Genomic DNA, 12,446 nt, shown 5'->3' with positions numbered 1-12,446 from the left:
GTCACCCGCGCAGGTGCTGGGGGAGTCCGGCGGTCATCAGAACCACCGACTCGGATGCAGCGGCGATGCGGCTGTTCACCAGACCGAGTAGATCGCGGAACAGTCTCCCGGACTTCGTGTCCGGGACGACGCCGCTTCCGACTTCGTTGGTGACGGCGACAATCGGTACCGGACAGGCGGTCCAGGCGTCGGCCAACCGGTCGATATCTGCGTGGACGGCGCTGAGATCTTCTGTCGCCCACGCCTGATGTCGATCCAGACATGCGGTCAACCACGTGCCGAGGCAATCGAGCAGGATCGGTGTTGTTGCGGTTGCGAGAATCTCGGTCACTTCGGAGGTCTCTACCGTCGTCCACGTCGACGGCCTCCGCGCGCGATGCGACGCAATTCGTTCGATCCAGTCGGGATCGTCGTCCTGCGGATCCCCGGTGGCGATGTACGTGACGTGCCGGTAGCCGGCAAGCAGGCCCTCCGCGTAAGTGGACTTGCCCGAGCGGGCGCCACCGGTGACCAGAGTTCGATGGCTCTGTCCTACCCCGATCTCGAGCACAGCTCCATCCGGAACCGCTCGCGCCCCTGACACACGAAGTGCTTCCGAGAGTTCGTTTTCGACGGGGTTGTGGTGCCCGAGGTGTACGGCGACCACATCGGTTCGATCGGTGATCGCGTCGCAGTTGCGGAGCCGCAACACCGTCTCCGCGAAACTCGACAGATCGTGGTGCCCGGTGCCGTGGTCGGTCTTGTAGCCGAAGGTCTCTTCGAGAAAGACGGCGTCGATACGCGCGTCGGCAAGGGCGTCGACAGTTGATTCGGGCAAAGGCCCGGTGTCGGTGGCCCAGAAGATTCGGGTTCCGGATGCGTCGGTCATGTCGTAGAGAAGGGTGGGTACTTCGTGCGCGGCTTCGAGTGCGCGAACACGATAGGTGCCCAACATGATCGACTGGCCGGTCTCGAGCGGTGTGAAGGTCACCGGGTCATCCGGGCCTACCCAGTCTCGGCAGAGATCGAGCGCGTCGGGTGGTCCGAGAACCTGTAGTGGTTCGGTGCGAGACGCCCAGGACCGGAATAGCAATGCCATCGGGCCGAGGTGATCAGGATGAGAATGCGTCAGCAGGATGTGTTCGACGTGTGCCAGCGTGCGACCGAATCGCGACGCGGCGCGCGGTACTTCGGGTCCACAGTCCAACAGGATGCGGTTGTCCAGCAAGGCAGCGGTGTGTCCGCGAATGGTTTCATTCGACAATGCCGCCAGGCAGGAAGGGCAAGTGCAGAACGGGTTCGGCCAACCGTCGGCAGCGCCGGTGCCGAGCATCACCAGTTCCATCAGCGGGTGCCTTCCTGCCGAATCGGAACAACGATGGGACCGCTGGGCCGTTCCAGGATTTCGACGCGAGCGCCGTACACGCGGCCGAGGAGGTCTGCCTCCAGCACCGCTGAGGGTGTACCGTCGGCAACCACGCTGCCCTTGTCCAGCAGCACAATTCGTCGACCGTATTGACCCGCGAGAGTGAGATCGTGCATCGCGGCGATGACCGTGATTTTGTCGGCTTCACGCAGTTCCTCCACCAAGTCGAGAACCTGCTGTTGGTGACCGATGTCGAGCGCGCTGGTGGGTTCGTCCAGGAGCAGTACCTGCGGTTCTTGAGCCAATGCCCGAGCCAGGACCACGCGCTGCAATTCGCCACCGGAAAGTTCGGTGGCTCGTCGATCTGCGAACTCGGTGAGGTCGAGCCTCTCGATCACCGAAGAGATCACCGAACGATCTTTGGCGGTTTCGGTTCCGAAGCGTCGTAGATACGGTGTACGGCCGAGCGCAACCAGTTCGGCAACCGTCGCGCCCTCGGGTACCACCGGGCGCTGAGGCATCAGCGCGACGACGGCTGACATGGCCTTGCGGCTCGAACTGCGTGGGTTGAGTCCCCCGACGGTGAGTTCACCGGTGGACGGAATCAATCCAGCGAGGGCATGCATCAAGGTCGTCTTGCCGGCGCCGTTCGGCCCGACCACGGCAACCCAATCGCCGGGTGTCACATCGAGATCGATGCCGTCGACGACGTCTTTGCCGCCGAGGTTGATTCGGAGGTCGCGGCATCGCACTGCGGTGTCGGTCATGCGGAAACTCGACTGCGGCGCAGAACCAGAAGAAAGAACGGAGCGCCGATCATCGCGGTCACAACTCCGATGGGGAGTTCGGCCGGTGCCATGACCGTGCGGGCGGCAACGTCGGTGAGGACGAGAAACGCCGCTCCGAGCATGAGTGACAGGGGGAGAAGCAGCCGATGAGACGGGCCGACGACCAGTCGAACCGCATGGGGAACAACGATTCCGACAAAGCCGATGAGTCCACTTGCACTCACGACCGCCGCCGTTCCCAGAGTTGCGGCGAGCACCAGCACCAGGCGTGATCTGGCCGGGTCGACGCCGAGGCTGGCGGCTTCGACGTCACCTACCGCCATCACGTCGAGTACACGCCGGTGTACCAGGATGACGGCTGAGGCCAGCGCAACGTACGGCAGGACAACCAGAACTTCCGACCAACCGTCGGTGGACAATCCGCCGAGCAGCCAGGAATAGACCTCGCGGAGTGAATCGTCGAACCGTTGCTGGACAAAAGTCTGCGCTGCATTCGTGAACGCTGCGACTGCGACACCGGCGAGGATGATGACTACCGCGTTCTGCGGCCCGCCAATGCTTCGGCCGAGCGAATAAGTTGCGAACACTGCCAGCACACCACCGACGAAGGCGGCCATGGGAATTCCGAACATGCCCAGCGCTCCACCCGAAACGATGGCGAGGGTTGCGCCCAGTCCGGCTCCGCTGGAAACTCCGAGGAGATACGGATCTGCCAAGGGATTTCGGAACACGCCCTGGTAGGCGGCACCGGCAACGGCCAACATTGCTCCGACCAACGCGCCCAGGACTACTCGCGGAAGCCGGATCTGCCAGAGAATCGCCTGCTGTGTCGCGGTGAGACCGGAATCGAGGTTGATGCCGGGTATTCCGTCCAGAAGTTCGAGAATGGTCCGATCAGGCGTCAAACCGGCCGGCCCCACCAGGACACCGATCAGCAAGGCAGCGCACAGAATCAGCGCGGCGCCGAGCAGAACGGCCGTCCGATGATGGGAGATACCGGCTTTGATCATCGAGTGCTCAGGCCGCGGGAACTTGGGCAACGATGGCCGCGACGGCCTTCACCTGATCGGCGACACGAGGTCCCCAGCGGCTGGAGAGGTCTTCGTCGAGCACATGGATCTGGTTGCCGGTAACCGCTTTCATGCCGCTCCACCCGGGCCGAGCGGTGACGGATTCTGCTGTCACTCCACAGCATTGGGAGTCTGCGAGAAAGATGAGATCGGGATTGGCCTGTACCACGAATTCGGCGGACAACTGCGGATAGTCACCCTGCCCCGCGGCGTCGGCGATGCTCTTCATTCCGAACAGCGAGTAGATCTGCCCGACGAAGCTCGAACTCGTGACGGTGTAGAGCGAGGAGTCGAGTTCGTGGAAGTACGTCAGCGGCTGTTGGCGCGCAGGAACACTGGCGACAGCGGCGTCGATGTCCGAGCGCATGGTGTCGACAACTTCGGTGCCCTTGTCCTCGTGGCCGGTGGCCTTCGCGACGCGCTCGATCTGGGCGTAGACGTCGTCGATGCTTGTGGCTGCGGGTAGTAGGAGGGTCGGCACCTTCGCCTTTTGCAGCCCGGAGACAAGATCGTTCATGTCATCCGATGCGATCACCAGATCCGGTGCGTAGCCGAGGATGGCTTCGACGTTCGGTTGAAAGCCCGAGAGATCGGTGACCGGGATACCGGCCGGGTAGTCGGACTGATTGTCGACGGCCTTCACCTGATCGCCCGCGCCGACGGCCCACAGGGTCTCGGTGGCGCTGGGACTGAGTGACACGATCGACTGCGGACGTGACTCGATGGTGATGTCCGTGCCGGAATCCGTGGGACCGGAAACAACAGTCACCGGGAACGAGCCGTCCGAGGCCGCTGTGGTTGCGGGTGCATCGGACGTCGAGCTACTGCACGCACCGGCAAGCAGTGCGGTGCTCACCGTCAGTGCTGCAAGTACAGATCTGAATCTACGTGTCGGCCGAGTACTCACAGCCACCCCTCCGCTAGTGGTGAAGGGTCGCGAGCAGCGCGGCCGCGAGGCGAAGCGCCACGAGCGGTCCTTCGTCCGAGAACCATCGTGTCGCCACGAGGCCGGTGACCTGACTCGTTCGCCTCGAGTAGTGACGGGCGAATTCACAGTTGCGTCGACAGTGCCGGGGTTTCACCGAACTTCACACGAGCAGCGTGGCACCCCGGTGAACCGGGGCATCTGCACTTTACAGGGGTCGTCTGGCTTGACCCGGGAGGTCAAGGCAGGGTAAATATCTATTCCACTAATGAACTAGTGAAAGGGTTCGGATGATCGACTTCCGTATCGACCGCCGATCCGGCATTCCCACTTACGTGCAATTGGTCCTTCAGGTGAAGCAGGCGCTCAGGCTCGGTGATCTCCAAGTCGGGGATCGGCTGCCCACAGCCAAGGACGTCGTGGGGGCGCTCGCGATCAACCCGAACACAGTCCTGAAGGCCTACAAGGAACTCGAGCGCGACGGACTTGTTGCTCCGCGGCCCGGATTGGGCACGTTCGTCGTCAAGTCCCTGGCCAAGCCCGGTATGGCGGAAAGCTCTGCGCTACGGCGCGAGTTGGCCCGCTGGGTGGCAGATGCCGTGGCCGCCGGACTCGAGCGCACGGACATCGAAGCGTTGGTGAGTTTGGAGCTCGAGAAGACGTTCATCGAATCGGATCCGTCCGGAAAGCAGGGGGAGACATCATGACTGCGCAAGAATTGGCACTGACGATGCAGGACGTGGACAAGCGCTTCGGCAAGAAGAAGGTGCTCGACGCCTGCACATTCGAGGTCGCGACAGGAAGCATCACTGCCCTGGTCGGGGTGAACGGAGCGGGCAAGTCCACACTGATGTCCTTGGCGGTCGGGTTGACGATGCCTGACCATGGTTCGATCTCCGTCCTGGGCAGCACGCCGGATCAGGACGGCATCTGCCCAGGCCTGTCGTACCTCGCTCAGCACAAGCCCCTGTACCCCAAATTCACTGTTGCAGAACTTCTTCGATTCGGCGCATACACCAACGACGAGTGGGATGCGAAGTACGCTCTGGATCTGGTGGAGCGCGCTGGGATTTCTCTCGATGCAAAGGCGAAGACTCTGTCACCAGGTCAACGAACTAGGGTTGCACTGGCTTTGGCGCTCGGACGCAGGCCGCAGTTGCTTCTACTCGACGAGCCTCTGGCAGATCTCGATCCCGTGGCGCGGCGGTCTGTGGCGACCACTCTGCTCGAAGACGTTGCCGAGTACGGCACCACAGTTCTGTTGTCGTCACACATCGTTTCCGAATTGGCAGACGTCTCGGATCGACTTCTTCTGCTGGGCGGCGGAAACGCGAGATTGTCCGGTCCGTTGGATGAATTGATCTCTGCCCATTACGTATTGATCGGGGACGGCGACCCCTCGGACGTGGTCGGCGCCGGTGCGGTCATTCATACCGACAAGGGGATGCGGTCGAATTCTCATGTGGTGGAGGGAATTCGTCCGAGCCCTCGGGCCGGCTGGGTGATCGACGACGCAACTCTCGACGACGTGGTGCTCGGGCACCTGAGCGCAGAAACGATGGTGGCGGCATGATCTGGGTTACGTGGCGGCACCACCGGACATCGCTCGTTGTGTCGTTGGGATTCCTCGCGGCATTAGCAGTCATTGTCTTGTCGAGTGGTGCGATCATCAAGAGCGGCGGACAAGCCCAACTCTTCGGATCGCCTCTCAGTTGCTTCGATGACATCACCGCTATCTGCACGGCAGAGACTGCTCTCACACTGACGACAGTGGTTGCTACTGCTCTGCCGGTGTTCCTCGGCGTGTTGATCGGTGTCACCGTGTTTTCGCGGGATGTCGAACAAGGAACACACGTATTGGGGCTTACTCAATCGGTCAGTCGGACTCGTTGGTTCTGGACCCGGGTGTTAATCGTCTTCCTGCCGATTTCTGTGGCTTCGTCATTGCTCGGATTTGCACTGCAATGGGCTCGATCTCTCCCGGACAACTCCCGGTATGCATTTGTTGCCGGGCGTTCGACTTTCGTCGAGATATCGAACCTGTCGTATCCGCTCTTTCAATCCAGCGGACTGGTCTTGGGTGCATACACATTCATGGCACTCATGCTCGGAGCAGCACTGGCTTTGCTGGTGCGTAGTTCGATCGGCGCAATGGCGATCACGATGGTCGGTGTTGTTGCGATCCTGGCAGCATTTCAGTTGGTTGCACGACCCGATTACGCCGAGCCGAGTGTCCGAACGTCACCCGTCGCCGGATTCAGTTCCTACTATTCGAGCGATACCAGTATCCCCGCGGTCAATTGGGAACTCGCGCAGGGATATGTCGACCTCCGAGGTAACTGGGTCGACGTCAAATACGACGAGTGCACGTGGGGTGGATCAGGCGATGAGGACCCGTACGACCAGCGCCCGGAGGAGACCGGCGCCGAGTACAACCTCCGCATGGATGTGCTCTCAGCGCAGCAGAACAGAGAGATGGAGATCTGTTTGCGGGAACACGGCGTCGACCACTACGAAGTTCGCTACCACTCGGATGATCGGTTCTGGCGTTTCCAGTTCACGGAAGCTGCACTCGTCCTGATCCTTTCAGGCCTGTTCCTCCTGCCGGCGCTCTGGGGTCTACGACGCCTCAAGCCGTGACTCAGCGGGCGACCGGCGCGACCGTCAGCTGGTTGATGTTCGCGCCGGTCATCGAGCAACCCTTGGTGGGGTAGGCGAGGAAGACCGAGTCGTAGCTGTTGGGTGGGTAAACCCTCAGTCCCGCAACGTCGGTCACGCCGCACTGATCTGCCGGGTAGTTCTCGACGTTCGTAGCTCGCACCAAAGACGTTGCGGCAGAGCCAGGGGCAAGGGAGACGAGTGAACCGGATCCGGAGCGGCCGGCTGCAGCACCCACTTCGCTTCCGGACGCTCCCGTGACATACGAGACGCCGGGGAAACCGTCGAGCGTGCACGTGCGGCCGCCCGTGTTGGTGAAGACCACCGGAAGCTCCACAGAACCGGCGGCGCCACTCGACTCGCCGAGGGTGACGTTCAGTTCCCCGATCGCGCAGCCTTCGGGATTGGGTGCCGTCGAGGTTGTGGTTTGGGTGTGATCGGTATGGGTCGTCGAAGGTGAAGCGGTGCCGGTCTGGGTCGTCGGCGCAGAGGCGGTCGTCGTTGAGGCGGGTGCCGGTGAACTCTCGGCCGTTCCCGTTTCATCCGAGCCGCAACCGCTGAGAAGGGCGAGAGCAGCAAGTGGAGCCGCCAACAAGCCGACGTTGCGCATGCGGTTCGAATTCATCGCTCTGTACTCCTCAGGCTGGTCGACAACTGTTTCCGAACATCCGTGTCCGGTATATCCGAGTTTGAAGCCGGATGTGCAGAAACGAATCAGGCTCGCCGGTGATCAGGACCTACTTCCCGGATGGATTGCCGTTGCGGATCTAGCATGAGAAATGACCTGTCCGGATCGCGACCACCGGGAGTAGCGCATGTTCACCTTCACCAGCGACGACGGAGTGGTCATTCATGTCCACGAATGGCCCACCGAGCAGGAACCTCGAGGGGTTGTTCAACTCGCGCACGGTATGGGTGAGCACGCAAAACGCTACGCACACGTTGCCGAAGCCCTGAATGCTCGCGGTTTCCACGTCTACGCGGCGGACCACCGCGGCCACGGTGAGAGCATGCACGCCGGCCCAGGCAACATCGGCGACGACGGCTGGAACCGCTTGGTTGCAGACATGGTGACCCTCACGGGCATCATCCGCGACAAACACCCCGGCCTGCCCGTCGTACTGCTCAGCCACAGCCTCGGTTCGTTCGCTTCGCAGCAGTACATCCTCGATCATTCGCACCTGATCGACGCCGTCGCACTGTCGGGGACCACCGCGGTCGATCAACTGATCGAGAGCCTCGTCAACGACGGCCCGGACGTCCTCGCCCAGTTCAATGCGGAATTCGAACCGGCCCGTACTCCGCACGACTGGCTCAGCCGTGACGAAGCGCAGGTGGATTTGTACATCAACGATCCGCTGTGCGGTTTCAGCCTGGACGACGCCGGCATGGGTGGACTTATCGCAGCGGGACCGAGGTTCGTCGACGTCGAGGGCGTGCGACAAGACCTTCCGATCCTGGTCTTCGTCGGCACCTCGGATCCTCTCAACGCCGCACTGAGCCGTACCGACGTCGCAGTCGAACGGTACAACTCGGCGGGGATCGAAGACGTCACCTACTACACCTATCCGGGTGCCAGACACGAGATCTTCAACGAGACCAACCGCGACGACGTCATCAACGATCTGACGACGTGGATGGACCGCGTACTCGAAGCGTGACCGCCTCACCGGAAAGGGGAACACGATGTCCACAGTTCCGGCCGCACGACCCGATCCAGACCCGCGAGATGTCAAGCGCTGGAGACGATACCTCGCCGACGAACAAGCCGAGGCCGCCGTCTACCGAGACCTCGCGAGTAGGCGCAGCGGCGAGGAGCGCGAAATCCTTCTCGCACTGGCCGACGCGGAGGGGCGACACGAGGCGCACTGGCGAGCGCTACTCGGCGATCACGTCGGCAAACCACTTCGCGGCGATATCCGCACTCGGATACTGGGCTTTCTGGCCAGGCGCTTCGGCTCCGTCTTCGTGCTCGCTCTTGCGCAGCGCGCGGAGACGCGATCCCCGTATCCCAACGACGCCGACGCGACTGCATCGATGGGCGCGGACGAGAAGATCCACGAAGAAGTGGTGCGGGCCTTGGCCACTCGGGGTCGGAACAGACTTTCGGGGACGTTTCGTGCCGCCGTCTTCGGAGCCAACGACGGCCTCGTCAGCAATCTCGCTCTTGTACTCGGCATCAGCGGTAGCGGCGTCTCCAACCAGATCGTTCTGATCACCGGCATGGCCGGGCTTCTGGCCGGCGCCCTGTCGATGGGTGCCGGCGAGTACGTTTCAGTCCGCTCTCAGCGAGAGTTGTTGGAAGCGTCCAATCCTGGTCCCGCGGCCAGCGAAGCTGTCGGCCTGCTCGACGTCGACGCGAACGAATTGGCCCTGGTCTACCGGGCCCGCGGTATGTCCGCCGAGGAAGCGGACCAGCGCGCCGCCGAGGTCCTCGCGAACAGCACCTTCGGCGCCGCGGACGTTGTCGACGACCATGAAGCCGTCGGAACCGGGTTGGGCGCAGCGGCGGCAAGTTTCTGCTTCTTCGCCTCGGGCGCAATCATTCCGGTGCTGCCGTATCTGTTCGGCCTGGAAGGCATGACGGCTCTGATCGTCGCATCTGTTCTCGTGGGGATCGCGTTGCTGACGACGGGCGTTGTGGTCGGGTTGCTCTCGGGCGGGCCTCCGTTCAAGAGGGCTCTACGCCAACTTGCGATCGGCTACGGCGCTGCCGGCGCGACGTATCTGCTCGGCATGTTGTTCGGGACTTCGCTCTGAGCGTCTGCTTACGCGCGTAGGGCGCGACGGAATCCCCTTCCCGTGAGCACAGTCACGGAGTAAATTGTCATATCCCGCGGTCGGTCCTCTCGAAGTTTATCGATATCAGTACTCAGTTCGGCCTTCCTTCAACCAGTCCTTCCAGTTTTGCTTTTCGGTGGTGTTCTGTCCTGAACGCCCGTGAACTGGACCTACTAACTTGCATTGCCAGCATTGATACGTCAGTTCGGTGGACGGTACGTTCTGTTGCGCATTGCACTGCACACATATCGCGACATTCGTTCCAAGTGGAGCAGGCGGGAGGCCGGGGCTCACTAGGGCTGCTGCAAGTATTCCCAACGGACCGAAGCAAAATCCCAACAAGAAAAACCCGAGTTGGCTTCGATTCTTTTTTGCTGCGATCACTCCGGCAATAATTCCGAAAATTAGCCAGATCATTCCCGCGACGAAGAGGATTCCGGCCGTATCGTTGCTCATCTGTACTCCTCGTAGGTCTTCAATAATCTATTTCGACTATCAAGAATTGGCCGCTCACAAACAAACTCAAGTAGCGAAGCGCTACCGGCAAGGTTGTCGTATAGGGGCAAACCCAGTGAAATCCTAAGAATATTAATGCACTTAAATGCTTCCTGTCTGTCCTCCGAACGGCGGACAAAGAAACACACGTTAGTCAGAGCGATTTGTCCTAGTGCCGTGCTGGAATGTGCCTGATCTGCGCAAGGTATTGCCTACCCGATGCGCGAAATCCACGTGGCATTGCGGATCAAATTTGTGGATGGCTGTTTCGACCATCGCGAACAGCACCTTAGGAGCCGCGGATGTTTGTCGACGACCAGTAAGGGGTCGGAACCGGATGGGTGCAGCGTGGGGATCGCGTTGCTGACGACGGGCGTTGTGGTCGGGTTGCTCTCGGGCGGGCCTCCGTTCAAGAGGGCTCTACGCCAACTTGCGATCGGCTACGGCGCTGCCGGCGCGACGTATCTGCTCGGCATGTTGTTCGGGACTTCGCTCTGAGCGTCGGCTTACGCGCGTAGGGCGGGATCGCGGTGAGCCGGATCGATCCGAACCGGAATCTGGCACACCACGGCCTCGGTGTGTTTGCGCAGTGCATGAGCGATCTCATCGGTCCGTTGGCTCGGGAGGAACCGGTGCCATCTGGTCGCCGGGTCGATGGTGGCGACGACAACAAAGGTCTCTCGGTGGGGGAAGTGTGTGCGGATGTATCGGGCGAGGGTGTTCCCCACGGAATTCTCGGTGTCCTCGATGACGATCAAACGCGAATTCGGATGTCGGGCTTGCCATCGGCGTGTGAAGTCCGTCGTCGATTCGTGGGCCAGGCAGACTCGAATTGCGATGGGCTGTGACGACATCGCCGTTGCCGCGGCCATCGCGCGGGTGGAGAGCGACGTAATTTCGGACACCGGTACTAGGACCGCTGGTTTGTATCCGATGGACAGAGAATCGTTCTCACCCTGAACGGTTAACCGCGTACCGATATGTGTGTACGCACCGCGGATGCGTTCCATGCCGAGGACGAGCGCAGGGAGCGCGAGAGCGATCAGCCAGGCGCCCTCGGTGAACTTCATGGCGGTAGTCACCACTGCTGCGATCGAAGTCAACGCAGCCCCGAAACCGTTGAGCGCCAATCGCCACTTCCAGCCCGGTGTCCGTTCGGCGAGCCAGTGGCGCACCATGCCGAACTGCGCGAGCGTGAATCCGATGAACACACCGATGGCGAACAGCGGCACCAAGGTGTTCATGTTTCCGCCGGATCCGATGAGCAGGAGAGCACCGACGCAACCGAGCGACAAGACGCCGTACGTGAAGACGTCGCGCGTCGACTTTCGGCTGAAGCGGTGTGGGAGCACGTTGTCGTCGGCGAGGATTCGCATCAGATTGGGGAGTCCGCCGTACGAGGTATTCGCGGCCAACGCCAACAGAATCACAGTGGAGAATTGGACGACGTAGTAGCCCACACCATTTCCGAGGGCAGCGGAAGTGAGTTGCGACAGGACCGTTGTTCCAGGGACTGGGGCCAGTGAGAACTTCTCGATCAACACGGCAAGGCCGATCAACATGGTGCCCAAAAGGATTCCCAGAGCTACTTCGGCGCGCTGAGCGCTACGCACGCGAGGCTTCTTGAAACTGGGTACGGCATTGGCGATGGCTTCGACACCGGTCAATGCGGCGCAACCACTCGAAAATGCCTTGAGCAGAAGGAGAATGCCGATCGTGTGTGCATTGTCGACGATAAAGGGAGCCGTTGCGGCGGCAGGGTTTTCCCGAAGCAGTCCGGCACCGATCACCGTGAAGATGCTTACGACAAAGATCACGGTGGGCAACATGAATACCCGCGCGGAATCTGCGATACCCCGCAGATTCAGTGCCGTGATGCCGCTGAGTATCGCCAGTGCGATCCAGACCGTGTGGGGGAGAAGTGCGGGGAAGGCGGAGGTCAGAGCCGCGACACCGGCTGCGATCGATACCGCGACGTTGAGGGTGTAGTCGACGATCAACGACGCGGCGGCGGTCAAACTTGCCCGCGGGCTCAGATGCTTCTTTGCGACGGCGTAGGCGCCACCGCCTTCGGGAAATGCGGCGATCACTTGGCGGTACGACGCCACCAGGACCACAAGCAGCACTGCGATGGCGATTGTCACCGGCACGGTGAACCCGATCCCTGCGCCGCCGGCGAGGGCCAACACCAACACGATGGCTTCTGGCCCGTACGACACCGAGGCCATCGCGTCGAGCGAAAGCCCTGCCAGTCCGGTTGCGACGGAGAGCTTCTGATTCTCTGGCCCACGGGCCGGGCGGGTCGTCGACGATATGACTCCACGGTGTCCGAGTATCACTGCATGTCTCACCGAGTCAGTATCGATACTCCCCGTTGAGCTGAG

The 12,446-nt window shown here is 61.6% G+C and carries 13 protein-coding genes; 6 read left to right on the top strand and 7 right to left on the bottom strand.

The window, feature by feature from the left end:
• Position 1: 1 nt before the first annotated feature.
• The 4 genes from cobU to PCS43_RS23520 are packed head-to-tail and all read right to left on the bottom strand — an operon-like array spanning position 2 to position 4,110.
• Positions 2-1,324 (bottom strand): bifunctional adenosylcobinamide kinase/adenosylcobinamide-phosphate guanylyltransferase, encoded by a 1,323-nt coding sequence (cobU, locus tag PCS43_RS23535; RefSeq protein WP_209910074.1) that lies wholly within the window; start codon positions 1,322-1,324, stop codon positions 2-4.
• The gene (locus PCS43_RS23530; protein WP_209910071.1) at positions 1,324-2,112 is read right to left on the bottom strand and encodes an ABC transporter ATP-binding protein; all 789 of its coding nucleotides are present in this window, start codon (positions 2,110-2,112) and stop codon (positions 1,324-1,326) included. The genes cobU and PCS43_RS23530 overlap by 1 nt, the downstream gene beginning before the upstream one ends.
• Positions 2,109-3,143: a FecCD family ABC transporter permease gene (locus PCS43_RS23525; protein WP_141488301.1), complete on the bottom strand. Its 1,035-nt coding sequence runs from the start codon at positions 3,141-3,143 to the stop codon at positions 2,109-2,111. Before PCS43_RS23525 ends, PCS43_RS23530 begins: the two co-directional genes overlap by 4 nt.
• Before the next feature lie 7 nt (positions 3,144-3,150).
• The gene (locus PCS43_RS23520) at positions 3,151-4,110 is read right to left on the bottom strand and encodes an ABC transporter substrate-binding protein (protein ID WP_209910068.1); all 960 of its coding nucleotides are present in this window, start codon (positions 4,108-4,110) and stop codon (positions 3,151-3,153) included.
• A gap of 308 nt (positions 4,111-4,418) precedes the next feature.
• Between PCS43_RS23520 and PCS43_RS23515 the strand changes: the two genes are divergently transcribed.
• The 3 genes from PCS43_RS23515 to PCS43_RS23505 are packed head-to-tail and all read left to right on the top strand — an operon-like array spanning position 4,419 to position 6,768.
• Positions 4,419-4,835, top strand: a complete 417-nt coding sequence (locus PCS43_RS23515; protein WP_007729675.1) for a GntR family transcriptional regulator — start codon at positions 4,419-4,421, stop codon at positions 4,833-4,835.
• Complete coding sequence (locus tag PCS43_RS23510; RefSeq protein WP_209910065.1) at positions 4,832-5,701, top strand: ABC transporter ATP-binding protein; 870 nt, start codon at positions 4,832-4,834, stop codon at positions 5,699-5,701. Before PCS43_RS23515 ends, PCS43_RS23510 begins: the two co-directional genes overlap by 4 nt.
• Positions 5,698-6,768, top strand: a complete 1,071-nt coding sequence (locus tag PCS43_RS23505; protein WP_228401389.1) for an ABC transporter permease — start codon at positions 5,698-5,700, stop codon at positions 6,766-6,768. The genes PCS43_RS23510 and PCS43_RS23505 overlap by 4 nt, the downstream gene beginning before the upstream one ends.
• Position 6,769: 1 nt before the next feature.
• On the opposite strand, the gene PCS43_RS23500 is transcribed toward PCS43_RS23505, so the two are convergent.
• Entirely contained in the window at positions 6,770-7,411 is a 642-nt protein-coding gene (locus PCS43_RS23500; protein ID WP_042447085.1) for a DUF4232 domain-containing protein, read from the bottom strand.
• Between the two features lie 190 nt (positions 7,412-7,601).
• Between PCS43_RS23500 and PCS43_RS23495 the strand changes: the two genes are divergently transcribed.
• Together PCS43_RS23495 and PCS43_RS23490 are read left to right on the top strand one after the other, a co-directional pair.
• Complete coding sequence (locus tag PCS43_RS23495) at positions 7,602-8,447, top strand: alpha/beta hydrolase (protein ID WP_003939910.1); 846 nt, start codon at positions 7,602-7,604, stop codon at positions 8,445-8,447.
• A 25-nt stretch (positions 8,448-8,472) separates the two neighbouring features.
• Positions 8,473-9,546 carry a VIT1/CCC1 transporter family protein gene (locus PCS43_RS23490; protein ID WP_007729922.1) on the top strand — a complete coding sequence of 358 codons (1,074 nt, stop codon included), beginning with the start codon at positions 8,473-8,475 and terminating at the stop codon, positions 9,544-9,546.
• Positions 9,547-9,651: 105 nt separating this feature from the next.
• Here PCS43_RS23490 and PCS43_RS23485 read toward each other — a convergent pair whose 3' ends face one another.
• Complete coding sequence (locus PCS43_RS23485) at positions 9,652-10,023, bottom strand: hypothetical protein (protein ID WP_209910062.1); 372 nt, start codon at positions 10,021-10,023, stop codon at positions 9,652-9,654.
• A gap of 387 nt (positions 10,024-10,410) precedes the next feature.
• Here PCS43_RS23485 and PCS43_RS23480 point away from each other — a divergent pair, with 387 nt between their 5' ends.
• Positions 10,411-10,560 (top strand): VIT1/CCC1 transporter family protein, encoded by a 150-nt coding sequence (locus PCS43_RS23480; protein WP_270923125.1) that lies wholly within the window; start codon positions 10,411-10,413, stop codon positions 10,558-10,560.
• Positions 10,561-10,568: 8 nt separating this feature from the next.
• Here PCS43_RS23480 and PCS43_RS23475 read toward each other — a convergent pair whose 3' ends face one another.
• Positions 10,569-12,401, bottom strand: coding sequence for an APC family permease (locus PCS43_RS23475; RefSeq protein ID WP_209911721.1), 1,833 nt, complete (start codon positions 12,399-12,401; stop codon positions 10,569-10,571).
• Positions 12,402-12,446 lie beyond the last annotated feature (45 nt).

It is taken from the genome of Rhodococcus sp. C-2, assembly GCF_027854095.1.
Lineage (GTDB): Bacteria > Actinomycetota > Actinomycetes > Mycobacteriales > Mycobacteriaceae > Rhodococcus_F > Rhodococcus_F qingshengii.
Note: the sequence above shows the minus strand (reverse complement) of the source record. Positions and strands in the feature narration are given on the sequence as shown.